Origin of the sequence: Aurantiacibacter xanthus (assembly GCF_003584015.1) — a bacterium.
In the GTDB taxonomy this organism is placed as follows: Bacteria; Pseudomonadota; Alphaproteobacteria; order Sphingomonadales; family Sphingomonadaceae; genus Alteraurantiacibacter; species Alteraurantiacibacter xanthus.
The window spans coordinates 96,143-120,934 of the sequence record NZ_QXFM01000144.1 but is presented as its reverse complement, the minus strand read 5'-3'; the positions used below and the strand labels follow the sequence as shown (position 1 = coordinate 120,934).

17 protein-coding genes and 1 pseudogene are annotated in these 24,792 nt (G+C 64.2%); 6 read left to right on the top strand and 12 right to left on the bottom strand.

Translation table 11 applies throughout. The annotated features are described in order from the left end of the window. Positions 1–4 precede the first annotated feature (4 nt). Positions 5–844 (bottom strand): annotated as a pseudogene (locus D2V17_RS19985) (IS3 family transposase). Here D2V17_RS19985 and D2V17_RS22040 point away from each other — a divergent pair. From D2V17_RS22040 to D2V17_RS19970, 3 genes are all read left to right on the top strand, one after another. Next, the gene (locus D2V17_RS22040; RefSeq protein ID WP_220474172.1) at positions 804–1,124 is read left to right on the top strand and encodes a DUF2834 domain-containing protein; all 321 of its coding nucleotides are present in this window, start codon (positions 804–806) and stop codon (positions 1,122–1,124) included. The pseudogene D2V17_RS19985 and the gene D2V17_RS22040 sit on opposite strands and share 41 nt — an antisense overlap. Positions 1,125–1,385: 261 nt before the next feature. Further along, positions 1,386–3,629, top strand: coding sequence for a TonB-dependent receptor (locus D2V17_RS19975; RefSeq protein WP_220474171.1), 2,244 nt, complete (start codon positions 1,386–1,388; stop codon positions 3,627–3,629). 103 nt (positions 3,630–3,732) lie between these two features. Continuing rightward, positions 3,733–5,421, top strand: a complete 1,689-nt coding sequence (locus D2V17_RS19970; RefSeq protein ID WP_119594898.1) for a sulfatase-like hydrolase/transferase — start codon at positions 3,733–3,735, stop codon at positions 5,419–5,421. Positions 5,422–5,582: 161 nt separating this feature from the next. Here D2V17_RS19970 and D2V17_RS19965 read toward each other — a convergent pair whose 3' ends face one another. From D2V17_RS19965 to D2V17_RS19950, 4 genes are read right to left on the bottom strand one after another with little or no spacing between them, the layout of a single operon-like run. Then, positions 5,583–6,926 (bottom strand): MFS transporter, encoded by a 1,344-nt coding sequence (locus tag D2V17_RS19965; RefSeq protein WP_119594897.1) that lies wholly within the window; start codon positions 6,924–6,926, stop codon positions 5,583–5,585. Positions 6,927–6,965: 39 nt separating this feature from the next. After that, positions 6,966–8,963 carry a glycoside hydrolase family 3 protein gene (locus D2V17_RS19960; protein WP_245978834.1) on the bottom strand — a complete coding sequence of 666 codons (1,998 nt, stop codon included), beginning with the start codon at positions 8,961–8,963 and terminating at the stop codon, positions 6,966–6,968. A 35-nt stretch (positions 8,964–8,998) separates the two neighbouring features. Next, on the bottom strand, positions 8,999–10,003 hold the full coding sequence (locus tag D2V17_RS19955) for a formylglycine-generating enzyme family protein (RefSeq protein ID WP_119594895.1): 1,005 nt from the start codon (positions 10,001–10,003) through the stop codon (positions 8,999–9,001). A gap of 6 nt (positions 10,004–10,009) precedes the next feature. Beyond that, positions 10,010–11,416 carry a sulfatase family protein gene (locus D2V17_RS19950; protein WP_119594894.1) on the bottom strand — a complete coding sequence of 469 codons (1,407 nt, stop codon included), beginning with the start codon at positions 11,414–11,416 and terminating at the stop codon, positions 10,010–10,012. A gap of 132 nt (positions 11,417–11,548) precedes the next feature. On the opposite strand from D2V17_RS19950, the gene D2V17_RS19945 reads away from it, so the two are divergent. Genes D2V17_RS19945 through D2V17_RS19935 form a run of 3 tightly spaced genes read left to right on the top strand, consistent with a single transcriptional unit; the run spans position 11,549 to position 15,763 of the window. Then, positions 11,549–12,598 (top strand): LacI family DNA-binding transcriptional regulator, encoded by a 1,050-nt coding sequence (locus D2V17_RS19945; protein WP_119594893.1) that lies wholly within the window; start codon positions 11,549–11,551, stop codon positions 12,596–12,598. A gap of 37 nt (positions 12,599–12,635) precedes the next feature. Continuing rightward, positions 12,636–14,354 carry a sulfatase family protein gene (locus tag D2V17_RS19940; protein ID WP_119594892.1) on the top strand — a complete coding sequence of 573 codons (1,719 nt, stop codon included), beginning with the start codon at positions 12,636–12,638 and terminating at the stop codon, positions 14,352–14,354. After that, positions 14,354–15,763: a sulfatase family protein gene (locus tag D2V17_RS19935; RefSeq protein WP_119594891.1), complete on the top strand. Its 1,410-nt coding sequence runs from the start codon at positions 14,354–14,356 to the stop codon at positions 15,761–15,763. Before D2V17_RS19940 ends, D2V17_RS19935 begins: the two co-directional genes overlap by 1 nt. Here the strand turns inward: D2V17_RS19935 and D2V17_RS19930 are convergent, their stop codons facing one another. The 7 genes from D2V17_RS19930 to D2V17_RS19900 form a co-directional block, all read right to left on the bottom strand. Then, entirely contained in the window at positions 15,764–17,065 is a 1,302-nt protein-coding gene (locus D2V17_RS19930) for an MFS transporter (protein ID WP_119594890.1), read from the bottom strand. 107 nt (positions 17,066–17,172) lie between these two features. Further along, on the bottom strand, positions 17,173–18,672 hold the full coding sequence (locus D2V17_RS19925; protein ID WP_119594889.1) for a sulfatase: 1,500 nt from the start codon (positions 18,670–18,672) through the stop codon (positions 17,173–17,175). A gap of 112 nt (positions 18,673–18,784) precedes the next feature. Next, the gene (locus tag D2V17_RS19920) at positions 18,785–20,509 is read right to left on the bottom strand and encodes a hypothetical protein (protein ID WP_119594888.1); all 1,725 of its coding nucleotides are present in this window, start codon (positions 20,507–20,509) and stop codon (positions 18,785–18,787) included. A 33-nt stretch (positions 20,510–20,542) separates the two neighbouring features. Beyond that, entirely contained in the window at positions 20,543–21,625 is a 1,083-nt protein-coding gene (locus tag D2V17_RS19915; protein ID WP_119594887.1) for a protein-glutamate methylesterase/protein-glutamine glutaminase, read from the bottom strand. 3 nt (positions 21,626–21,628) lie between these two features. Further along, on the bottom strand, positions 21,629–22,483 hold the full coding sequence (locus tag D2V17_RS19910; protein ID WP_281270618.1) for a CheR family methyltransferase: 855 nt from the start codon (positions 22,481–22,483) through the stop codon (positions 21,629–21,631). 65 nt (positions 22,484–22,548) lie between these two features. Further along, positions 22,549–23,034, bottom strand: a complete 486-nt coding sequence (locus D2V17_RS19905; protein ID WP_119594886.1) for a chemotaxis protein CheW — start codon at positions 23,032–23,034, stop codon at positions 22,549–22,551. Continuing rightward, the gene (locus D2V17_RS19900) at positions 23,031–24,731 is read right to left on the bottom strand and encodes a methyl-accepting chemotaxis protein (RefSeq protein ID WP_119594885.1); all 1,701 of its coding nucleotides are present in this window, start codon (positions 24,729–24,731) and stop codon (positions 23,031–23,033) included. Before D2V17_RS19900 ends, D2V17_RS19905 begins: the two co-directional genes overlap by 4 nt. Positions 24,732–24,792: the final 61 nt, after the last annotated feature.

The window sequence follows — 24,792 nt, the reverse complement described above, 5'->3', positions numbered from 1 at the left end:
CAATTCACGCTGCCACGGCCTGTGGCAGATTGTCAAAGTAGGTTTGATCGGGCGGACACCCGCCGAGGTTCGAATGAGGTCTTCGGGCATTGAAGAAGCCCAGATATCGGCCGATCGAACTGCGTGCTTCGCTGACTGAGGCGTAGGCGAAGCCACGGGGCCATGGGAATGCAGCTGATGTCTGTCGCCCGGACCTGGTTGGGCTTCACGATCGGAAGTTTGCGCAGAAGATAGGGGGTGATCTTGTGCCCTGGAGCCGGCTTGGAAGTGCCGGGACGGCGATAGACGGCCTCGATCCCCATCTTCTTCATCAGGTTCGCGACATGGCAGCGGCCGATCATGATGCCCTCCTGACGAAGAAAGTCGCGCATCATCCAGCTTCCTGTGAACGGGAACTCCAGATGCAACGCGACGATGCGACGCATGATCGCGAGATCCTCGGACGAAACCGGCCGCGGCAAATAATAGACACGGCCTCGGCTGATCCCCAGCTCCTTCGCCTGCCGCTTCACGGGCAAGGTATGCGAGCGGTCGATCCTCGCTTTGCGCTCGGCAACAGACCTGCCTTGCCGAGCGCGCCTTCCAAAAAATCACTGGCCAACGTCAGTTCGCCGATCTTGGCGCGAAGCGTCTTCACGTCAACGGCCGTCTCGTCCAACGTCTTCTCCGAACCGAACACGCCCGCCGCCCCTTCGAGCAACTGCATACGCCACGTCGTGATCTGGTTGGGATGCAGATCATAGTCGTGCGCCAGCTCTGCCAGCGTCTTCTCACCCCTGATCGCGGCAAGCGCCACCTTCGCCTTGAATGCCGGGCTATGGTTACACCGGGGTCGTCTGCTTATTCTCTGCTCCTGTCTCGCAGCCCACCGGGCTACTCTCAGGCAGAAAATCCAATTATCTCAGTGTGCAGATTCTCAAGACCACCTCTCAGCTGGCGCCTCCGCCGGACTTTCGACGGACGTATTGATTTCCATTGCGGTGTTTTGGGTTTGGTCGCGGATTGATGCTCAGCGGCACAGTGTTCGCAACTGGTGGCTTGTCCTTCCGGCCGGAGCCTTTGTTGGCCTGTCGCTCGCGTTGCCGCTCTACCTCTATTTCCGGCAAGACATCTACGAAGACTGAAGGGCCGCGAGGTCTGCGCGGGGTAAACTCGGACGCCTCCCGGGCCGAAGGCTGCAAATCGTAGCTTGCGTCAGGGGCCGGAGTGGCCAGAGCGGTACACTGGCGATCTGGTCCCGCTTCCAAACCGTCAACCTTCTGAGACAACGTTGTATTGACTTGAGGCAACGTTGTCTCTAAGCGCGGAGCCAATCGCGATTCCTATCGCAAAATTCCCAGGGGAGAGTTATGAAGGTTACCCATCGCCTATTGCTGTCGTCGTGTGTGGCAGCGCTCGGTATCGCCGCACCTGCGGCGGCCCAGTCCACCGATGCCGCCGCAGAAGACCGCAGCGCCAGCAGCAACGCCATCGTCGTTACGGCCACGCGCCGCGAACAGACCCTGCAGGAAGTGCCGGTTGCGGTGTCCGTCGTTTCGGGTGAGCTGCTCGACAACTCGGGCGTCAGCGGCGTCGACCAGATCTCGCAGGCCGTTCCCAGCGTGACCTTCACGCAGGGCAACAACGAGAACAACAGCTCGCTCAACATTCGCGGCATCGGCACGAACGTGTTCTCGTCGGGTGTCGAGCCTTCGGTGTCGATCGTGTTCGACGACGTCGTGATGGCGCGCGCCGGGCAGGGCTTCCAGGACTTCATCGACGTCCAGCGCATCGAAGTGCTGCGCGGCCCGCAGTCGACGCTGTTCGGCAAGAACGCCTCGGCCGGTGTGGTCTCGGTCACCACCAAGGACGCCACCGACTACCTCAGCGGCGAATTCGACGCGATGTACGCCGAGGGCAACGAATATCAGGTGCGCGGTTCGGTCTCCGGCCCGATCACCGAGGGCGTCGCGGCACGCGTCAGTGGCTTCTACAAGCAGTTCGACGGGATGAGCGACAACCTGTTCAATGGCGACACCTACAACGGCTACGAAGCCTGGGGTGTGCGCGGCAAGGTGCAGATCGAGGCGACCGACAACTTCTCGCTCGAATTCATCGGCGACTACCGCAATTCGGTGTCAACGCCGACATTCGTGCTGGCGAAGGTGCTGAACCCGACTGTCGCCGAGGTGAACAAGCCGCTGGAAATCGACCTCACCAACACTGACGTCAACGTCAACACCCCGCCGCGCAGCGATTCCGAGCAGTGGGGCGCGCAGATGAACGCCGAATACCTGTTCGGCAACGACTTCGTGCTCAACTCCACCACCGCGGTGCGCAGCTACGACTTCCAGAACAACATCGATGTCGACGCTACCCCTGCGCTGGCTCCGCCGGCGGACCGCAGCTATTTCCTGTGGGATCTGAACAAGGGCACCAACAACCTGACCCAGTACAGTCAGGAACTGCGCCTTGAATCGCCGGATCTGGGCGGGTTCGACTTCCTGATCGGCGCCTTTGCCTATCACGTCGATCTCGACAGCACCTTCCAGCGCCGCTGGGTGCAGCGTAATGCTGCTGGCAACGTGGTTCCGCGCAGCGGCCAGTTCAGCAGCAACAACAAGACCACCAACCTTGCGGCTTTCGTCAGCGGCAACGTGTACCTCGGCGACCTGAACCTCTTCGGCGGCCTGCGCGTCCTGCACGAGAAGCTGGAGTGGTCTGTCCTGCGCGATCCGGCTGACGTCGTGGTGACGGGCGATATCGCCCTTCCGGGTGCTGCCGGTCAGGCCGCCGACTTCTCGGGTTCGGCCAGCGACACGGCCGTTACCGGCAACATCGGCGCACGCTACGATTTCGGCGCCGGTAACGTCTATGCAAGCTACGCACGCGGCTACAAGGGTGCGGGCGTCAACACCGCCTTCGCCTCGCTCGAAGGCACCGAGCCAGTCGAGCCGGAAACGGTCGATGCGTTCGAAGTGGGTGCCAAGGTGTCGACCTGGGACGACGTGTTCTCGGTCAACCTGGCGCTGTTCTACACGCAGTACCAGAACTATCAGGCGCAGGCGCAGCGGCCCAACGACATCACCTTCGAACTGGCCAATGCCGGTGAGATTTCGACCAAGGGTGTCGAGATCGAAACGGTGTTCCAGCCGAGCAAGCTGACCACCTTCCGTCTTGGCGCGACCTACATGGACGCGAAGATCGACGAGTTCCCCGGCGGCCCGTGCTACTCGGGCCAGACCGAGGCGCAAGGATGCGTGAACGATGCGCAGGATCTGAGCGGCGCCGATCTGCCCAACGCTCCGGAATTCCGCCTGACCGGCTTTGCCCGGCAGACGGTTCCGTTCGGCGACAGTTCGCCGGTCGACGGGTTCGTGCAGGGCAACTTCAGCTACCAGTCGTCGGTGCAGTTCGCGCTTGATCAGAACCCGCTGGCGCGCCTCGACGACTACTGGCTGGTCAACGCCTCGATCGGCATCGAATCGAAGGACGACAACTATTCGATCAGCCTGTTCGTGCGGAACCTGTTCGACCAGAACCTGCCGCAGGCGCTCAGCTACTCCACTGCGGGCGGTGGTCGTCTGACTGCGCAGACCTGGCGCAACCAGGAACGCTACTTCGGTCTGCAGGGGCGTTTCAGCTTCTGACCCTATCACGTGGGCGGTCACCTCTCCTCTCTCTGACCGCCAACATGACAAGGCGGCGGCGGCACTGGTCGCCGCCGCCTTATTTTTTTGCAGGAGTGTCGATATGAACCTGAGGCGAATTGCGATCCTTGCGGCGGCGCTGGCCAGTGCGGCCGGGACACCCTTACACGCGCAAAATGAAGCGACCGAGCGGCCCAACTTCCTGCTGATCGTGTTCGAGGACATGAGCCCGCACATCGGTGCCTATGGCGATCCGGTGGCGCAGACGCCGGTGCTCGACGCTTTCGCCAAGGACTCGGTGCTTTACGAGTCCGCTTTCACCACCGCCGGTGTCTGTGCTCCGAGCCGGGCGGCGCTGGCGATGGGGGTGCCGCAGGAGGCATTCGGCGGACAGCACATGCGTGTTGCCTCGGGCGTGGAACTCGAAGACGGCTCGCGCCTGCCCTATGCGGCGGTGCCACCGGCCTACATCAAGGCCTATCCCGAGCTGCTGCGCCGCGCTGGCTACTACACCAGTAACAACGGCAAGACCGACTACCAGCTGGCCATGAGCCACACGGGCGGTCCGTTCACGATCTGGGACGACAGCAATGCGCCGCACCCCTGGCGGGGCCGGGAGGAGGGACAGCCGTTCTTCGCCATGGTCAACATCATGGAGACCCACGAGAGCTGGACCTTCCCGCTCGATCTGGCACCCGATGCCCATCCCATGGCCGCCCGCCTCGGCGCGCAGCTGCGTGAAGCGCTGACCGGTCGCCGCCAGATCCACGATCCAGCGGACGTGGTGGTGCCACCATACCTGCCTGACACGCCTCTGGTGCGGGCCGAACTCGCGCAGATGCTCGACAACATCTATTACTACGAGCAGACCGTCGCCCGCCTGCTGGCCGAGCTTGAGGAAGACGGCCTTGCCGACAACACCGTGGTGATCGTCACGACCGATCACGGCGACGGCATCCCCCGCGCCAAGCGCTCGCTTTACGACAGCGGGCTGCACGTGCCGCTGATGGTGCGCTGGCCCGACCGGCACGGTGCGGGCACGCGTGACGGCCAGCTGGTGAGTTTCATCGACTTTGCACCGACGATTCTGCGGCTGGCCGGAGAAGAGGTGCCGCAGTGGATGGCCGGACGAGCCTTCCTCGGACCGGAAACGGGGCCGGAGCGCGGTTACATCTACGCCGCGATGGATCGCCACGACGAGCAGCTCGATTTCGCGCGTGCTGTGCGCGATGAGCGGTGGAAATACATCCGGAATTACGAGCCGCAGCGCCCGTTCTTCCGCCACCTCGGTTTCCGCGACATGCAGCGCTCGATGCAGGAGCTGTGGCGGCTCCACGAGGCAGGCGAACTGCCGCCGCGCATTGCGCAGTACTTCACCGCTCCCCGGCCGGAAGAGGAACTCTACGACACCTGGGCCGATCCCGACGAGATGACCAACCTTGCGCAGGATCCGCACTATGTTCGCGAACTGGAGCGGATGCGCGATGCTCTCGCACGCCATCAGCAGCACTTTGTCGATCAGTCGGTCGGCGGTGAGCTGGCCATGGTCCGGCGGATGTGGCCGCAGCTGGCGCAGCCGGTAACGCAGGCGCCCGAGGTCGTGCAGGGCGAAGCGGGCCTCGTGCGTCTAGCCTCGCGGACGCCGGGTGCCTCCATCGGCTACCGTGTCGATGGCGGGGCGTGGAAGGTCTATGTCGATCCGGTGGCGCTGGCCGCCGGGCAGGTGCTCGAAGCCAAGGCCGTGCGCTACGGTTTTGCCGAAAGCGGCGTTACCCAGGTGGTCGGCCAGTAAAAAAGGGCGCAGAAGGGGGGCGCTTGGAGTCGGATGACTCCCCCCTTGTTTGCTCTCCCCTTCCTTTTGGGGAGGGCCGGGGGTGGGGGCTCGACGCTGGTTAGCGCGGAACCCCCATCCCAACCCTTCCCCACAGGGGAAGGGCTTTGCGTCATCCCGCTCTAGTGGACGCTTACGGCCTCCACCTCACGGATGTCGGACTTGCGTCCGGCGGCATAGGCGAACACGCACAGCAACACATAACAGGCCGCGGGTGCGAGGAAGGCAAGGGCCGGACCCGCGCTGTCGGCGATCCCGCCAGCCACCAGCGGCACGAAAGCGCCGCCGATGATGGCCGTGCACAGCAGTCCCGAGGTTGCCTCGGCGCTGGCGGTGGAGCGTTCGAGCGTCAGCGTGAAGATGACCGGGAACATGATCGAGTTGAACAGCCCGATCGACAGCGCCACGAAACCGGCACTCACGCCTCCGACCAGCACCACATAAAGGCACATGGCCGCCGCGATCATGGTGAACAGGGCCAGCAGGCGCGCCGCGCGGACCTTGGCCAGCAGCACCGACCCGATGGCACGGCCCACCATCGCGCCGCCCCAGTAGAACGACACGGCCTTGCCAGCCTCCTGCAACGAGACGCCGGGCACCCCGTCGCTGCCCATGGCGGTGCCGAGGAAGGGCACGGCAAAGGCGGCGTCGGACTGGCCCCAGATCGAGCCCGAGTTGAGGAACAGCGCCATCTGCGTGCCGATGGCCACTTCGGCCCCGACATAGAGGAAGATCGCCAGCCCGCCGAGCAGCGCCCAGCGCGAGGAGACGGCATCGCGCACCATTGTTCCGACACTGCCGGTCTGGGCGGCGGGCGGAGCCGCACGGCTCACGGTCTTGCGGCTGAGGTAGAAGAAAGCCAGCAGCAGCGCGAGCAGCCCGAAGATCCAGAAATAGGCCCGGTCGATCCCCGCCAGCGCCGCATCGCGCGCTTCCGGCGTGATCGCGGCCCCGTCTGCGACCTCGACCCCTTCAAGGAACAGCACCGCGCCGATGAACGGGCCGATAAAGGTGCCGAAGCTGTTGAAGGTCTGCGACAGGGTGAGGCGGAAGTGGCTGCCTTCGGGCTTGCCGAGGTTGGCCGCCAGCGGATTGGCCGCCACCTGCAACACGGTGATTCCGCTCGCCAGCATGAACAGGCCAAGCAGCACCAGCATGTAGGTCGCCAGATTGGCCGCCACCAGCATCACTAGACAGCCTGCAATCATCATCGTCAGCGCCAGCAGGATCGCCTTGGCCGCATGCAGCCGCGAGATCAGCGCCGCGGCAGGAAACGAAATCAGGCCATAGGCGATGAAGAAGGCCGAGGCCGACAACTGCGCCTGCATGTTGGTGAGCGTGAAAATGCCTTTCACCGCCGCCACCAGCGGGTCGATGAGCGAGGTGATGAAACCCCAGGCGAAGAACAACGTCGTTACGGCGAGAAAAGCCGTGCGGACGGTGCCCGATTGGGCGCGATCGGTCATGGGATCATCCTTGTCGAGGAGTGGTTGCGGCACTTTGGATCAAAGACCCGCGCCGAAGAGGTAAAGCGGGTCGACACTGTCATCGGGAGCGGCAGGGTTCTGCGCGAGGACAGCCTCCATCGAGCGCGGCAGCTCGAACGGCATCCGTCCACGCGCTGTCGCCTTGCCCAGCGCCACATCGAGCACGGCCGCATCGCTGGCCCCGAAATTGGCGAGGATCACGTCGGTGAACGGCAGAACCTCGGTCAGCACCGCAGGCCGGTCGAGGAAGATCGCCAGCATGGTGGGAACCTTGGCGGCCTTTGCAGCGGCGAGTGCGTCATAAGCCGCATCGCCGGGCTGGAAGTTCAGGCGTCCTTCCTTCTGGCGGCTGCCGAAGAAGTGATGGGGGTGCAGCATCTCCGAAGCAGTGTCGGCGCGCACGATGGCAAAGTCTGCCTCGGCGAGATCGTCCACCACCTGCAGGCCCGCGGCCTGTGCGGCTTCGGGTGCCATGCCTTGCAGCCACACCTTCGTGCCCGCTGCGAAGGGCAGGGCATGGCCTTCGTTGCGCAGCAGCACCTGCGCCTCGCGCTGGAGCCTGTCGGCCTTGGCGATATCGTCGGGCCGGCCAATGGCTGCGGTTGCCGCTGCCGGATCGACATAGGGGTTTTCGAAAAGGCCAAGCTCGAATTTCGGCACCATCACCCGGATGACCGACTGGTCCACGCGCGCCATTTCGACTTCGCCAGCGGCGATGGCTTCCATCAGCGGGCCAACATCGTCGGTGCCGCCGAACTGGTCGATCCCGGCCTTCAGGCCCTTCACGTAGCGCTGGCGGACGGTCAGGTCTTCGACGCCCCAGGGCGTGGCAATGTTCGGCGGGTCTTGCGGCTGTGCCTCAGAGGGGTTCATGCAGACCGCGTTGCAGTCACGCGTAATCGCCCAGTCGGACAGGATAATTCCGCGATAGCCAAGATCGCGGCGCAGCAGCCCTTCGAGCAATTGGGCGTTGAAGCCGGGGCTGACCAGTTCGAGGTCTTCCCCGTTGACCTGCGTATCGCGCATGATGGGATAGGCGGGCATGACGCCTGCCGCCTGGGCCTTCAGCGCGCCCTCGAAGGCGGCGATATGCTGATCCATGTACTGGCCCGGATCGGCGAAGCGGCCATAGTAGTTGTGCCCGTCGAAGCCCTCGGGCTGGGCGCCATAGCCAACCCAGTGCTTGACCACGGTCATCACGCCATCGCTCTGCAACCCGTCGGCGCCGCCCTGAAACGCCTCGACATAGGCGCCGCCCAGTACGCTGGTGAGCGCGGCCTGACTGCCAAAGGTGCCGCTGCCGCGCGGCCAGCGCGGTTCGGTCAAGAGGTCGAGCTGCGGCGAGAGCGCCATGTGGATGCCCAGCGCACGATATTCGCGCCGAGCGATCTCGCCGAATTCGTGGACATAGGCCGGATCGCGCAAAGCCGCGAAGCCGAGCAGCTCGGGCCATTGCGTGGTGCCGTTGCCCGCGTCCCCTGCGCCCAGCACATAGCTGAAATGGTTGCGCGGATCGGTGCTGACGGTGAGCGGAATGCCCAGCCGCCCGGCAGCGGCGACTTCCTGCGCGGCATTGCTCTGCTCCGCGAGGTCGGCGGGCGTCAGCGTCAGGCGGGTGATGAAGCTGGTCACGTACTTGTCGTTCACCAGCGTGCCGAGCGCATCGAAATCGTAGGTTTCCGCACGGCCCAGCAGGCCGTCACGGCCGGGCAGGGTCGAGTGCATCAGCGCGCCGACTTTCTCGGCCTGTGTCATCCGGGCCGCGAGGTCGGTGGCGCGTTCGAGCGGGGTGCGCCGCCAGTCCTCATAGACCGCCAGCTTACCGTCGCCATCGGCATCGCGGAATTGCAGGCCGTCGACGGTGATCGCCTGCTTCACCCTGAGGCCGAGCTGCGGCTGCGCAGGCTGCGGGGCGGGGGCTGCCACAACCGGCGGCTCGGCGGACGTGGTGCAGTTGCTGAGGGCGAGGGCGGAGATCAGCGCCATGGCGGTCGCTGTCAGCTTGGCAGTTTTCATCTGAGGGTCCTAAGTCCTAAAGGCGGGGTATCGGGTCAGGCCGGAGGCGTGTCGTAAGCGAGGCGGAAGCCCACGTTGCTCGCGCCCATGCCGGGATCGCGGCCCTGCCTTGCGGCGGGGCGGTAGCGCTTGCAGTAGTTCGGGGCGCACAGATAACTGCCGCCCTTCATCACCCGGCTGGTGAAACCAGGGTTATAGGGATCGTAAGCCTGATTTTCCGACGGGCCGCGCGGGTTGTCGGTATCGGCGGGATCGTGGCCGGGGCGGAACAGGTCGGACGTGACCTCCCACACATTGCCCACCATGTCGTAAAGCCCATTGGCATTGGGCGCATAGCAGCCGACCGGGGCGATGTCCTTGAACCCGTCTGTCTCCTGATTGACCGTGGGGAACACGCCTTGCCAGCTGTTGGCCTCTTCGGGTTGCTCGGTGGAGGCTGGCTGTCCGGCCTTGGCGGCAAATTCCCATTCCGCCTCGGTCGGCATGCGTCCGCCCTTCCACCTGGCATAGGCCTCCATGTCGTCCCAGGCGAGGTGGACGACCGGCTCATCGGGCTGGGCTTCGGCGCCATCGGGGCCATAGGGCTTTTTCCAGTTGGCGCCGGGGGTATAGGTCCACCAGTCGGCATAGTTGTTCGAAGGTCGCTCGGGGGGGGTGAAGACGGCCGAGCCGGGCAGCAGCAGTTCGGCCGGGATCGTCTCTTCGGGCACGTTGAAAACGGCTGGATCGACCGGCTTTTCCGCCACGGTCACATAGTCCGTTGCCTTGACGAATTCGGCGAACTGGCGGTTGGTGACCTCATGCGGGTCGATCCAGAACCCGTCGACCGTCGTCTCGCGCACCGGGCCTTCCTCGGCGTAGAACTCGGTCTGGCCCATGGCGAAAGTGCCGCCTTCAATGCGCACGGGTGTGTCGTCGAGCCTGGGGCAGCTGCGGGCGACTGGCGCGGTGGCCGAGGACGATCCCTGTTCGCCCCCGCAAGCGGCAAGCGCGGCGCAGGAGGCAAGCAGGGCGAAGGCGGTGAAGGTTCTGGCGCGCATGGCTCTTTACCTGTCTTCTTCGAGGACCGGACCGAGCGGCAGCGTCGGGTCTTCGGGATAGATGCCGCCCCGGTCGACCGCCATCGGCGCGATCTCGGCGCTCATCTGATCGGCCAGCGCGATCAACCGCGCATATTCTTCGGGGTAGCGGTTGGCGACATCGTAGCGTTCCTCCGGGTCGGCATCCATGTCGAACAGCTTGGGCGCGGTGTAGCGCTGGAAGTCGATCAGCGAGGCGCGATAGTATTCGCTGAGCAGCAGCTTGAAGCGCGGGCCGCGTACGGCGGCGAGGCCGTTGTTGTTGATGAAATAGAGCGTTTCGTGCGGAGAGGGCGCGCCCGAGGTCCACATGGCGGTGACGTCCAGCCCGTCGATCACGCGATCTTGCGGAACCTCGGCACCGGCCAGCCGCGCGAAACTGGGCAGAAGGTCGATGGCCATGCTCATCTGGTTGTTGTGCGTGCCGGGCTTTACCCCGGCGGGCCAGCGCAGCAGGAACGGCACGCGATAGCCGCCCTCGTTGGTGTCGCCCTTGTGCCCCTTGAACGGGCCGTTGCTGCCCTGAAACCACGGGCCGTTATCGCTGGTGAACACCACCACAGTGTTTTCGCGCAGGCCGTGTGCGTCGAGCGCGGCGAGGATGCGGCCGACCGAATCGTCGATCGTCTCCACGGTGTCGCCATAGTCGCCCGCAGGGCCGCTGCGCCCGGTGTTTTCGGGCGGGAAGAACAGCGGGCGATGCGGGAAGTTGCTGGCGTAATAGAAAAAGAACGGTTCGTCGGCATGCTCTGCGATAAAGCGCTCGGCTTCGGTCGCGTAGGTGTCTTCGAGCGTGGTCTGGTCGATCTCGCGCTGCACGATCTCGGTGCCGCGATAGAGGCTGAAGGGCTCCTGATCGTTGGAGTAGGGCACGCCGAGGAAACTGTCGAAACCCTGCTCGGTGGGCCAGAATTCGAGCCGATGGCCAAGGTGCCACTTGCCGACCATGCCGGTGGCATAGCCAGCATCGCGCAGCATCTCGGCAATGGTCACTTCCTCGCCCGGCAGGCCCCAGTCGGAGTGCGGGCGGGTCACGAACTGCATACCCGAACGCGGTGCATAACGGCCCGTCAGCAGCGCGGCGCGGCTGGGCGAACACACGTTCGATCCGGCGTAGAACTGCGGCATGACCAGCCCGTCCTGGCCGATGGAATCGATGTTGGGCGTGTCGATATATTCGGCCCCGAACGAGGACAGGTCGCCCCAGCCCATGTCGTCGACGAAGATCACGACAAAGTTGGGGCGCGGTGCTGGCGGCACCTCCTCGGCAGAGGCGGTGAAGGCCGAGGGAACCAACGGCAGCAGCATCGCTGCCAGAGCGATCGCAGGCTTGCCACAGCGACAAGCCTGCAGCATTTTTCCGATACCTGCCATGATGCCCTCCCGTTTGTATGCCAGTCCGCGATTGCGGTGATTACTTTTGCCAGATCGGCTATAGACAACGTTGTCTCTCGTCAATACACATGTCTTTCAGAGCGGCGATCCGCAGCGGGATGAGGTTAGACGATGGCGAAAGTCACGATCAAGGATATTGCGAAGCACGCAGGCGTTTCCTTCAAGACCGTCTCGCGCGTGATCAACAAGAATCCCAGCGTCGGAGAAGATCTGCGCGACAAGGTCGAGACGTCGATGACAGCGCTCGGCTACAAGCCCAACCGCGCGGCGAGCCTTTTGCGCGGCGGCAAGTCTTATACGATCGGCCTGATCCTCGGACCGCTGACAGGATACATCGAGCCGGGTTCGGGGCGCTCCATTCCCACATACATAACCGATGTCATCACGGGTCTGCTTCAGTCGTGCAGCCGGGCAGGCTATCACCTGCTGATCGAACCCATCACGAACGACCAGATCGACGCCGGCGCCGAAGCTATCGACGCGCTGCTGGATGATATGGCGCTTGACGGGCTCGTGCTCGTCCCCCCGCTTTGTGATCGGCTGTGGCTGGTCGATCACCTCATCAACAAGGGTATGCCTTGTGTGCGGATAAACCCCGGCAAGGCGCACGAGCGGACCATTTCGATCGGGTTCGACAACCATGCTGCCGGGATCGAGGTGGCCGAGTTCATCCTGCGGCATAACCATCGCAAGGTCGGCTATGTCGCCGGCCCGCCCAACCACGGCTCGCACGATCTGCGCTGGCAGAGCTTCTCGGGCAGGCTTGGCGGCGAGCCTGCTGTCGAACTGCACGATCTGCCGGGCGATTTTACCTTCGACAGCGGCTGGGCCGCAGCCGAGCAATTCCTCGGCGAGCACAGCACCTGGCGACCGACCGCGATTTTCGCCGCCAACGATGAGATGGCCGCCGGGATCATCGCCTATGCCACCAGCATTGGCCTTGCCATTCCGGACGATCTCAGCGTGATCGGTTTCGGTGATCTGGCCGTTGCCTCGCAGTGTTTCCCGCGCCTCACCACGGTGCGGCAGCCGACCATCGAGATCAGTCGCGACGCAGCAACCGAACTGATTAATGCCGTAGCCCTGCGCGACGTGGCCGAGGGCAAGGTGGTCAATCATCCCTATCGCCTGATCGAGCGCGCCTCCTTCGCGGCGATCTGAACTCCGCCGCCACATTCTGAAGAGTGAAGAGAACGTCATGAATTTCGCCCCGACAGCCAAGGCCCTTCTCGCAGGGGTCGCACTCCTGACAAGCGTTTGCAGCTATCCGCTCGCGGCTCAGCCGGCAGAGCCCGTCCAGCCCGCATCTGCATCGGTGCAGGAACACAAGCCGCGCAACATCGTCTTCATCCTGATCGACGATCTGCGCTACGACGGCATGGGCTTTCTGCAGCCGCAGCTGCACACGCCCGCCATCGACCGGCTCGCGCGCGGCGGCACCTATATGCCGAATACGCTGGTGACGTCCTCGCTGTGCAGCCCGAGCCGGGCAACGATCCTCACCGGGATGACGGCGCGCAACCACGGCATCGTTGACAACACCGATTCAAGCGAAGAGGGGCTGACCTTCTTCCCCGCCTATCTGCAGCAGGCCGGATACAGCACGGCCTTTATCGGCAAGTGGCACATGGGCGCGACCACCGACGCGCCGCGCGCCGGGTTCGACAAGTGGGTGAGCTTCAAGGGGCAGGGTGAGTACTATCCCAATCCCGACGCCCGTCCCGGGCGCGAAACCAATTTCAATGTCGACGGTGTCGAGGTGCCGCAGCGCGGCTACATCACCGACGAGCTGACCGACTATGCAATGAACTGGCTGGAAAGCGAGCGCGATCCGGACAAGCCGTTCATGCTCTATCTCAGCCATAAGGCGGTCCATTCCGATCCGCTGCCGCCGCCGCGCTATGCCGGGCAGTATGACAATGTGACCTTCGACCTGCCCGCCAGCTCGGCCAACACGCCCGAGAACAACGAGGGCAAGCCGATGTGGGTCTACAACCAGCGCAACAGCTGGCACGGGCTCGACTTCTTCTACAATTCGAACATGTCGATGCAGGAATACCTGCGCTACTACTATTCGACCCTGTCCGCAGTTGACGACAGCGTGGCGCGCATCCTCGCCTATCTCGAAGAGAACGATCTGGAAGACGATACGCTGGTCGTCTTCACCTCCGACAACGGCTATCTGATCGGCGACCACGGCCTGATCGACAAGCGCAACGCCTATCAGCCTTCGGTGCAGGTGCCGATGCTGGTCTATGCACCGGGCTCGGTTCCGGCGGGGGCTGTCAATCCGGGCCGCATTCGCAACCTCGACTTCGCGCCGACCTTCCTGTCGCTGGCGGGTGTCGATCTGCCGCCGCAGTTCGAAGGGCACAACGCCTGGCCGTTGATGAGCGGGGAGATTTCGCCCGAGCAATGGCATCCCGACGACTTCGTCTACGAGTACTACTGGGAATGGACCTTCCCGATGACTCCGGGCACCTTCGCCATCGTGCGGGATAACCTGAAGTACATTCAGTACTACGGCATCTACGACACCGAGGAACTGTATAACCTCGCGGACGACCCCGAGGAGATGCACAACCTCATCGACGATCCCGCCTATCTCGACGCCAAGGTCACCCTGCGGCAGGCGCTGTTCGATCAACTGACCGATGCCGACGGACGCCATGTGATTCCTTACACCCGGCGCTATTCGCGCGGCAGCGTGCGCCGGATGGAAGGCGGAACCCGCGCCGCCGACTTCCCTGACAGCTGGTATGTCGAGCCCAACCGTGCTGACCGCCTGGACGACATCTTCCCCGACAGCCCGGCCAAGCTGGAAGCGCATGAACGCGGCGAACCGCTGGTCGCGCTTCCAGTGCTGGGCACCGGTAACAATACCGTGGAAAGCGCAAGCGAGGCTCTGGAAGAGTGATGACCACTCCTGCCCCGAGCACTTTCGGAAAGCTGCGCAAGACGGCGCTGGCCATGCTGGCGGCGGTGGTCACCGTGTCGCCGACGCTGGCCAGCGCACAGGACGGCGCTCCCGCCGAACGGCCCAATGTGATCGTGATCCTCGCCGACGATGTCGGTGTGGAGGCCTTCCGCGCCTACGGCGGCGAGCACGACACGCCCAATATCGAGCGTCTCGCACGCGAGGGCGTGACCTTCGATCATGCCTTCGCGACGCCGCTGTGCTCGCCCAGCCGCACCCGGCTGATGACGGGCAAGGAGAACGCGCATAACTACGAGGCCTTCGGCTATCTCGGGGCGGACCAGCGCACCTTCGGCAATGTGTTCAGCGAAGCGGGCTATGCCACCGGCATGGTGGGCAAGTGGCAACTGAGCGGCAACGGCTATGACGGGCGTACCGGCATCACGCCCACGCAAGCGGGCTTTGGCCAGTCGCTGCTGTGGCAACTGGAGGCCGGGCCGCAGAAGGGCTCGCGCTACTGGGGCGCCACGCACTGGCAGGATGGTAGCTGGATCATCCATGAGGATGGGTTCGGCCCCGACTTCCTGAGCGACTATGCGCTGTCCTTCCTCGACCAGCACGCGGACGGGCCGTTCTTCCTCTACTACCCGATGGTGCTGGTGCACGATCCGTTCGTCACCACCCCGGCAGAGCGGGTCGGCGGGGATGAGCAGCAGCGCTTCGGTTCGATGATGCGCTATATGGACCGCATGGTCGGGCGTCTGCTCGACCGGCTCGATGCGCTGAACCTGACCGACAACACGCTGATCGTGTTCACCGCCGACAACGGCACCAACCGGCGCATTTACTCGCAGCGCAACGGCGAGCGGGTGCGCGGCGGCAAGGGCCAGCCCACGCTGACCGGAACCCATGTGCCGCTGATGATGCGCTGGCCGGGCCATATCCCGGCGGGCCAGCGGCGCAGCGCCATGTTCGACTTCTCCGATGTCCTGCCAACGATTGCCGAGGCAGCGGCGCTGCCTGTCGCCGCCGATGTCGACGGCGTCAGCCAGCTGGCGGTCGCGCAGGGCCGCGCCGAAGCTGCGCGCGACACGATCTTCCAGCACTACGCACCGGTCTGGCGCTGGCCGTCGACCCGCTTCGTGTTCGATCTGGAGCGCAAGCTCTATGAAGACGGCCGCTATGTCGCGCTCGATCTGTCGGTGGGCGAGGAAACCGAGCTGGACCGCGCGACGCTGACCGAGGCCGACCGCGAACGACTGGCGCGGTTTCAGGCGATCCTCGAAGCGGACAAGGTGCCGCTGAACCCGGCCCGCTTCCCCTGGTGCGCGGGCGAGGAGCCCAAGGTTGCAGGCGGCGATCCGGTTGTGGTCGGCTGCGATGCGTCGCCCGGCAACAGGGCCGACTGATCAGGCCAGCGGCTGGTTGGCGGGCCGGCTGTCGGGCGAGAGCAGAGCTCTTGCGCCCGTTAGCAGGATCGCCAGCGCGGCAGCCGATCCGCAGGCGTTCACGATCGCCAGCGACAGCGGCAGTTTGCCGGGATCGGCGAACAGGAAGTCGGTTGCCAGCGCCACGGCAATCGGGGCCAGCGCTCCGCCGATGAGGTTGAGCGTGATGCCCGCCACCGCCGCCAGCCGCGCCCGCTGCGGCGTGGGCGCAAGGTTGAGCAGGATCGCGTAGCCCACCGAGACGACGATGCCGCCCAGCAGCGAGCGAAAGAAGAACAGCGCCAGGCAGACAAATGGCGACGACACCAGCGGCAGCGCAATGGCCAGCGGGGCCGAGGCCACCGCTGCCGCCATCAGCAGCACGACTTGCGGTTTCGCAGCGCCGGTGAAGCGGGCGATCTGCTCGACCAGAAAACCGCTGCCCAGCGTGCCCAGCAAACCGGCCGCAATGGTAATCGCCCCCGACCACAGGCCGATGTCATCGATGGTCCAGCCGTGCTTGCGCAGCAACATTGCCGGGAGCCATGCGCCCACGGCCGTCGCCACGAACACCAGCATGGTCATCGCCAGCATCACCCTCAGGTAGTTCGCGGGGCGCGCGAACAGAAAAGCAAACACCGGTTGCATCGGCTTGCGTGGGGCGGTGCGGCTGTCGCTGCGACCGGTATCGGTCTGGCGCAGCAGCACCGCGGCAAGCAGCAGACCGGGAAGCCCTGCCAGCAGATAGATGATCTTCCATCCGCTCAAGGGCGGCAGCGGGCCAAGCGCGAAGCTGGCAAAGGGATCGAACCAGGCGGCCAGTGCGCCGCCAATCAGCATCGAACTGCCGACACCGAAATAGATTCCGCTGGCATAGATACCCATCGGCCTGGCAAGCCTGGGGCCGGGGTAGCGTTCGGCAAGGAGCGAGCCCGCTGATGGGGTGATCCCCGATATCGCGCCTGCCGTGCCAATGCGCAGCAGCAACAGCGCGGCAAAGCTGGAGGCCGCGGCGGCAAGGCTCGTGAGCACGCTCCAGCAGGCAACCAGCACACCGAGCAGGCGAAAGCGGTCTCCATGGTCGGCAACATGCCCCAGCGGCAGGGCAGCGACAACGTAGCTGACCGAAAAGGCGGCTCCGATAAAAAGGCCGATCAGGGTGTCGCTAACGCCGAATTCGAGGCGGATCGGCTCGGCAAAGAGCGTGGCGAGCGTGCGATGGAAGAAGGCCAGAGTCTGGACCGTCGCCAGCAGCGCAACAGCTTTCCAGCCCGTGGACCACATCGCAGGCGTTTCCTCTCCCTAAACCATGCCAGGCTTGCCGAAGGCGATGAATCGCCTGCCTGTTGGTCGGGGGTCTAGCGCCGATGTGCTCGTCTGTCCCGCGTCACTTATGGATCGACGTAGGCGGAACAGGGCGTGCCGAGCGTGATCGAGGCGCCTTCGGGCTGGACGAGGCAATCGTTCTCCGGGTCGTAGCGCAGCGGGGCCTTGCGTTCCTCCACCTCATCGGGAAGCAGCGCGCTGAGGCGGGCGACCACCTCGGCATAGGCCGGATCGTCGACGAGGTTGCGGGTTTCATCGGGATCGGCCGCATGATCGAACAGCTGGCGGCCTTTGCGACCAGCCTCGAACTCGGCGTAGTGCCAGCGCGCGGTGCGCACGCTGCGTCCGCCCTCGATCTGGGTGAACACGGGGCGATCCCAACCATCCATTGCCGGTTGCTGGAGCAAGGGCAGCAGGCTGCGTCCTTCCAGCGTGTCGGGGGCCTGCAACCCTGCGAGTTGAGCCAGCGTCGGGAACAGATCGACCAGTTCCACCAGACGCGGCGAGGCTGAGCCGTTGCCGCCCATCTTCGGGGCGTAGATCACCAGCGGGACACGTGCCGAGGGCTCCCACAGCACGGTTTTCATCCACTGATCGTGCTCGCCCAGCAGGAAGCCGTGATCGCTGACGAAGACGACGATGGTGTTGTCCGACAGACCCTTTTCTTCGAGCGCGGACAGCAAGCGCCCGACCTGCGCGTCCATGAAGCTGGTGGCGGCATAGTAGGACAGGATGAAGCGGCGCTGTTCCATCTCGGTCATGCCGAGATCGTCGGGCAGCCAGGCCGTGCTTGCCAGAAGCGGCGGCGTCTGGTCCTCGACCGACCAGGCGGGGACCTTGTCGAGATCGTAGAGATCGAAATAGGGGGCGGGAGCCACTTCGGGCACATGCGGGCGATAGAAGCCCGCCGCGATGAAGAATGGCTCGTCGCGATGTTCTTCCATCAGGCGGATCGCCTCGCTGGCGACCATGCCATCGGTCTGGAGAAGATCGTCCGCGTCGTCACGGTAGAAGGCCATTGCCGAACCGATGTGAGTTCCCGGCGTCATGTTCTCGAGCCGGTCGAGCACTTCGATATCGTGCCCGGCCGGATCGATCGCCACGTCCCAGCTCTGCGGATCGTCCGCGCCCGGCTTGCCGATGCCGCCCGGCACGCCCTGATGGAAGATCTTGCCGACCCGGCCCGTGAAGTAGCCGTTCTGGCGGAACAGCTCGGGGATGGTCACGAGATCGGGATGGTTGGCGCGCAGCGGCGTGGTCAGGTCGAACACCCCCACGGTGTCTGGCCGCAGCCCGGTCATGAACGAAGCCCGGCTCGGCCCGCACCACGGATACTGCGTATAGGCGCGGTCGAAGCGCACGCCGCGGTTGGCCAGCCCATCGATATTGGGCGTCGCCACCTGCGCACCATAGGTGCCGAGGCGGGTGTTGAGATCATCCGAGACGATGAACAGGACGTTCGGCCGCTCGGATTGTTGTGCAACGATCGGAGCTTCGACCGTGCCGGCGCAGGAGGGAAGCAGGGCGACCGAAAGCAGGAGAAACAGGTTGGACAGGGGCTTCATATGTTTCTCGATCCCTAGACTGGCGGGGTGTACTCGGTGCCAAGTGATATAGGCGAAGGACAACGTTGTCTAGCCGTTGTGCCCGCCCTTCCGCACAAATGGGCTGGCCGTTCTAGAACAGCCCGTCGTCGAAGAGGTCGTCGTCGGTGTCGGACTGCGCGGGGGGCTCCGCCTCAACCATGTGCGGCAGCAGGAAGCGGCGGTGAACTTCGCGCTCTTTCGCCATCGTGTAGAGCTTGCCGATCTGTGGTAACAAGGCGCTCAGCATGGCCGAAGCGGCCTCGCCCGGCTCGCTCTCGCGCACTTCGGGGGCCATGATCTGCAGGGTATGGCTGATGGTCTTGATCGTCTCGCTGAGGCTCAGCTTGGCGACCAGTTCCATGCAGGTGCGCTCCAGCAGATCGACGACGCGGGCGACGTCTTCTCCTGCCGCATCGATGGCATGCTCGGTCTGCATCGCGCCTGCGCGAACGCAGGCCAGCGCATTGGCAAGCGCATCGTTGACATCGACAGTGAGATCATCCGCGCTGCCCCGGATCGTGTTGACCACATCGCCGAGGATGACGACCTCCTTGCTGATCGCGTCCGTTGTCCCGTCAAGGCTGCCGGATTGCGCCCAGATCTCCTTGGCGATCACGGAAACCGGCTTGCCGACCTCGTCGATGTGGCGGCACCTCAGGTCGATGTTGATCGCCATCTCGCGGACATCGAGGCGCACCTTGCGGATTTCATCCACCCGATGAGTCAGTTCATCGACCGTCTGGGCAATCATCGCGGAAATCGCGCTGGTCTGCCGATCCGTGTTGCCCAGCTTCCTGGTCACCGACTCGATCCCGGCGATCGATTGTTCAAGCTGCCGCAGGAAGGTGCGCCCCTCAGCCGCAGCGCTGTCGCTGCGCAGTGACAAGAGCTGGCGCGCGTCCGGGACGATGCCCTCCAGCGATTCCACCAGCAGCGCGGCCTGCACACCGAACTCTTCCGCTGTTTCGTTCAGCTGCGCCGCGAACAGGCGCAGGACATGCGCGCTGGCCCAGGCCGCCGCTTGTGGATCGCCCTCCCATTCGGCCTGATGCGCATGCAGGAGCTGGATTCCGCCCACGACGTTCTCGAGCCGTTGCCGCGTAATGTCGCCGATTTGCAGCGCACCCAGAGCAGTCGCAACCTTGAGCTGGATCGCGAGGGCTAGATCCTTGCTCGCATTGGCGACCTCGGTCACCTTGTGCTGATGCGAGCGCAGGCCTTCGGCGTCTTCGGCAAGCCGGTCGGGAACGACCGGAATGACCTTGCGGCATTCCGACAGCAGCAACCTGTCCATCTTTTCCACGCTGGCTACGCTTTCGCACAGAGCGGCGAGGCGGCTGTCGAAGGCTTTTACGTTCTCCTCGCCTCCGGTGATGCGCACGAACATGGTTTCGACCGATTCGACAAACTCGCGCGCGCCCCAGGATGCTATCTTCACGTTCATCCCATAGATGCGCAGCGCCCGTAGGGTGTCGAGCACCTTGGCGATCCTGCTCCGCAACCGGGCGGAGGATTGCTGCACAACGACAAGGCTCTTGCCGCGACCTTCGCATTGTTCCGGCAAGGTCGAGACACGTCCGGCAACGCCGATGAGCGTGTCGACTGCGCTCACTCCGGTGTCATCCTCCAGCGCACTGCCGATCCCGGAGAGGGCCGCGACAATCCGGTCGATTGCCTCCACCGAAACGGCGAGCGCACTGCCTGCCTGCACGAAGCAGGCATCCAGCCCCGAGATAAGACTGGCGAGATCGTCGCGCAGGGGCAGGATGGCTGCGTCGACTTTCGGGATGTCTGCGGCGATGTCTATATAGCTCATGGGTTTACCTGATCTGGAGCATGAACAGGGGCACTAGCGCGCCGCTGCCTGAAGTAGTTCGCGTGCAATCGCGCCAAGCGGCGCCACCTTGTCGGCGGCCCCTCGTGCAATCGCTTCCCTGGGCATGCCGAACACGATCGAGGTCGCCTCGTCCTGTGCGATCGTTCTGGCACCGGCTTCCTTCATTTCGAGCAAGCCGCGGGCGCCGTCGTCGCCCATCCCGGTCATGATGATGCCAACCGCATTGGACCCGGCATTGCGCGCGGCAGAGCGGAACAGCACATCGACGGAAGGCCGATGGCGCGAAACGAGCGGACCCTCGCGAACCGAGACGTGATAGCGCGCGCCCTGCCGTTCCAGCATGGTGTGGCGCAGCCCGCCCGGCGCGATCAGCACGTGCCCGCGCATCACGGTGTCGCCATGCGCCGCTTCCTTGACGTCGACCGCGCAGCTCTTGTTGAGCCGGTTGGCAAAGGCTCTGGTGAAGCTTTCGGGCATGTGTTGCACCACCACGATGCCGGGGGAATCGGCGGGCAGGGCCTCCAGCACCTCTCGCAGTGCTTCGGTCCCCCCGGTCGATGCACCGATACAGACGACCATCTCGGTGGTGCGGCTCATGGCGCGGCCGGTGGGTGGGGGCAGCACGGCATCGGCCGTGAGCTTCTTCTCCGGCTCGGCGGAACGCACCCTTGAGGCCCGCCCGCCGACGCGTGCCCTGGCAACGCCTTTCACGGTCTCGCGGATCGTCATCCGGGCTTCGGCCAGATGATCGGCAACGCCGAGGCGCGGCTTGAGAATGATATCCACCGCACCCGCTTCCAGCGCCTGAAGCAGCGTTTCCGACCCCTCCTCGACCAGCGATGAACACATGACGACGGGCAGGGGGCATTGGCTCATCAGCTTGCGCAGGAATGTCACGCCATCCATGCGCGGCATCTCCACGTCGAGGGTGATGACGTCCGGCACCTCGTCGCGGATATAGCGCGCCGCCGAAATCGGATCGGAAGCGGCGGCGATGACCTCGATCTCGGGGTCTTCCTCCAGAATCGTCGTCATGGCGCGGCGAACGCTGGCCGAATCGTCGATGACGAGCACCCGGATTTTACGAGCAACCATCGCCTAGATCCGCTTGAAGACGTTGTTGGAAACCTGCTCGACTGGCAGATTCATCCCGGCAATCGATTCCGAGTGGCCAACCACCAGCCAGCCACCGACGCGGAGCCGGTCGCAAAGCTTGGAAACGACCTGTTCCTGCGTTGGCTTATCGAAATAGATCAGGACATTGCGGCAGAAGATGATGTCCATCGGGTCGCCGACCGGATAGTGATCGTCCATCAGGTTGAGCCGCGCATAGCCGATTGCCGAGCGCAGCGCCGGGACGATGCGCACATCGCCATGGCCCTTTTGCAGCGGTTGCATGACGTAGCGGCTACGCAGACGTTCGGGGACCGGCTGCACCAGTTCGGCCGGATAGATGCCCCGGCGGGCGACTTCCAGCACTTGCGTGTCGAGGTCGGTTGCTAGGATGCCGTAAGTCGGCCCGCCATGCTGCTCGGCAAAATCGTCGAGCAGCATGGCGAGCGTATAAGGCTCTGCCCCGGTCGAACAGGCGGCGCTCCAGACGCGGATGCGCCGTGAGCCGCGTGCCTTGAGTTCGGGCAGGATCGCCTGTGTCAGATAGTCGAAATGGCGTGGTTCACGGAAGAAATCGGTCTTGTTCGTCGTAACCGCGTTGATGAGGTGGACAGTCTCCTCCTCATGGCAGCCCGGATCGAACAAAAGTTCGCAATAGGCGTTCAGATCCGCAACGCCGGTTGCGCGCACCCGGCGGCGCAGGCGCCCCTCCAGCATGGTAAGCTTGTTGTGCGGCATCTTGATGCCGGTTTCCGAGTGAATGAAACTGGCCAGCCGGGCGAAGTTGCGCGGGCTGATGCCATCCACTTGTTGCGGTGCCTTCAAAGCGGCGTGCGGCACGTCATGTCTCCTAAGGGTATCGGAAGGCTGGGGGCGGCGGGACAGGCCCGGCCGCCCGCCTGCTTTCAGGCCGCTTTTGACGCCGAGACTGCGAGCAGTTCGGCTTCTTCGCCGGTAAAGATGCGGGCAATATCGACGATCACGATGAAGCCAGCCTCTTCGCGGACAACGCCCTCGATGTAGTCCGAGCGCCATTTGACGCCGATATCGGGCGCATCCTCGATCTGGTCCGCCTCGTAGATGTTCACACCCAGCACCCGGTCAATCACGAGCCCGAGCGAAAGCGTGCCATCCGCCAGAGGGATGTCGAGGATGATAATCCGCGTCGACAAGGTGGTCTCGACGCAGGGGAGGCCGAGGCGCCGACGGAAATCGACCGTCGGCACCCCCTGTCCACGCACCTCGGTCAGCCCGACGAAATAGTCCGGTCCATTGGGGAGATTGAACGGCTCCCGGTAGTCCAGAATTTCCCGTACCAGGCGGACCGGCACAGCGAAGACCTCCTTCCCGAGCGCGAAGGTCACCGCCTGGATGTTTTCGCGAGCGGTCATGCGGCCCGTCCGAAGTGGGCGTCGTCCTCGTCCGGCCCGCCATTGGTCAGGTCGAGCGCGAAGCCGTTGGCGCGCGACTGCTGATCGGCGACGGAATTGGCCTTGTGCGACGTCTTGCGGGCGGCTGCCTTCACCGGCTTGCGCAGCGCGGATCTGGCTGGCGCAGCCGACTTGGCCGGGCCGTGTCCGGCACCGTCTTCCTCAACCGTGAAGTAGGCGATCGAGGTCTGCAGCTCCTCTGCCTGTCCGGCCAGTTCTTCCGAAGTGGTCGAAATCTGCTCCGAGGCGCTGGCGTTCTGCTGCGTGACCTTGTCGAGCTGCTGGATCGCTTCGTTGATCTGGGCCGAGCCGATGTCCTGTTCGCGGCAGGCGGCGCTGATCTCTGCTACCAGTTCGGCGGTGCGGCGAATATCGGGCACCAGCTTGGTCAGCATTTCGCCCGCTTCGGTCGCGGCTGCCACCGTGTCGGTCGACACGGCGCTGATTTCTGCGGCGGACGACTGGCTGCGTTCGGCCAGCTTGCGCACTTCCGAGGCGACGACGGCGAAACCGCGGCCATGTTCCCCGGCCCGAGCAGCCTCGACGGCGGCGTTGAGCGCAAGGAGGTCGGTCTGTCGGGCGATTTCCTGCACGATGCTGATCTTCTCGGCGATGGTGCGCATGGCGATGACCGCCTTGTCGACCGCGATGCCGCTTTGTTCGGCAGCGGACGAGGATTGCTGGGCGATCTTTTCGGTCTGCGCGGCGTTCTCGGCGTTCTGGCGAATGTTGGCAGCCATCTCTTCCATCGAGGCGGAGGCCTGCTCGGCGGCAGAGGCCTGTTCGGTGGCGCCCTGCGAGAGCTGTTCCGAGCTGGCGGAAAGCTCCTGGCTGCCCGAGGCGACGTTGTCGGATGCGCGGCTGGTCTTGCCGATGACGTCCTTCAGGCGGTCGACCATGACAGCGACGGCTGCGAGCAGGCTGTCGCGGTCGCCTTGCTTGGTCACAACGTCGACCGTGAGGTTACCATCAGCGATTTCGCGCATGATTTCGCGGGCATAGTTGGGTTCGCCGCCAAGCTGCCTGAGGACGCTGCGGGTCACCAGCAAGGCCGCAGCGACGCCGACCACGAGCGCGAGGACGATGAGCGCGATGAACAGCATGCGGGCGTTCGAGTAGATCTCGTTGGCCTCGGCACTGGCCTTACGGCCACCATCGACGTTAAGCTTCACAAGCTTCATCAGCGTTGCCGAATAGGCATCGTAGAGCTGGAGCGACGAAGCGAGTGCTTGTGAGGCCGCCTCATTTTGGTTCTGGCGCGACAAGGCGATAATGGCGTCATGCGCCTTCATGTACTGATCGAACTGCTGCCCGAACTCGTCATAGATCGCGCGCTCCTCGTCCGATGCGATCAGCGCATCATACTTCTTGCGATCCTCTTCCATTCTTGAAAGAATTTCGGTCATGTCCTGTTCGGCCGCGTTCATGTCGGCCGCCGTGGTGGACACCACATGTCGAAACTCCTTCACGCGCAGGTCAGAGGTGGCTGTGTTGATCTTGTGAATGGCATCGATGCTGGGCATCCAGTTTTCGGCAATCACCGTGGATTGATTGTTAACCGAGCTGATCTGGGTGATGCCAACTCCCCCGAGGATAGCGGTTAGAAGCAGTATGGCGGAAAAGGCGGCCGCCAGCTTGGCTTTAAGAGTCATTTGCATGACGTTGTTCCTGATTTGAGCAATAAATTGCTGTTGTTGGATAGAAGTGGCGTTCTGGTTT

Excerpts from the sequence above, each read along its gene's own strand:
- D2V17_RS19970 (WP_119594898.1), top strand. The coding sequence starts at position 3,733 with ATGAACCTGAGGCGAATTGCGATCCTTGCGGCGGCGCTGGCCAGTGCG.
- D2V17_RS19965 (WP_119594897.1), bottom strand. The coding sequence starts at position 6,926 with ATGACCGATCGCGCCCAATCGGGCACCGTCCGCACGGCTTTTCTCGCC.
- D2V17_RS19960 (WP_245978834.1), bottom strand. The coding sequence starts at position 8,963 with ATGAAAACTGCCAAGCTGACAGCGACCGCCATGGCGCTGATCTCCGCC.
- D2V17_RS19955 (WP_119594895.1), bottom strand. The coding sequence starts at position 10,003 with ATGCGCGCCAGAACCTTCACCGCCTTCGCCCTGCTTGCCTCCTGCGCC.
- D2V17_RS19950 (WP_119594894.1), bottom strand. The coding sequence starts at position 11,416 with ATGGCAGGTATCGGAAAAATGCTGCAGGCTTGTCGCTGTGGCAAGCCT.
- D2V17_RS19945 (WP_119594893.1), top strand. The coding sequence starts at position 11,549 with ATGGCGAAAGTCACGATCAAGGATATTGCGAAGCACGCAGGCGTTTCC.
- D2V17_RS19940 (WP_119594892.1), top strand. The coding sequence starts at position 12,636 with ATGAATTTCGCCCCGACAGCCAAGGCCCTTCTCGCAGGGGTCGCACTC.
- D2V17_RS19935 (WP_119594891.1), top strand. The coding sequence starts at position 14,354 with ATGACCACTCCTGCCCCGAGCACTTTCGGAAAGCTGCGCAAGACGGCG.
- D2V17_RS19930 (WP_119594890.1), bottom strand. The coding sequence starts at position 17,065 with ATGTGGTCCACGGGCTGGAAAGCTGTTGCGCTGCTGGCGACGGTCCAG.
- D2V17_RS19925 (WP_119594889.1), bottom strand. The coding sequence starts at position 18,672 with ATGAAGCCCCTGTCCAACCTGTTTCTCCTGCTTTCGGTCGCCCTGCTT.
- D2V17_RS19920 (WP_119594888.1), bottom strand. The coding sequence starts at position 20,509 with ATGAGCTATATAGACATCGCCGCAGACATCCCGAAAGTCGACGCAGCC.
- D2V17_RS19915 (WP_119594887.1), bottom strand. The coding sequence starts at position 21,625 with ATGGTTGCTCGTAAAATCCGGGTGCTCGTCATCGACGATTCGGCCAGC.
- D2V17_RS19905 (WP_119594886.1), bottom strand. The coding sequence starts at position 23,034 with ATGACCGCTCGCGAAAACATCCAGGCGGTGACCTTCGCGCTCGGGAAG.
- D2V17_RS19900 (WP_119594885.1), bottom strand. The coding sequence starts at position 24,731 with ATGCAAATGACTCTTAAAGCCAAGCTGGCGGCCGCCTTTTCCGCCATA.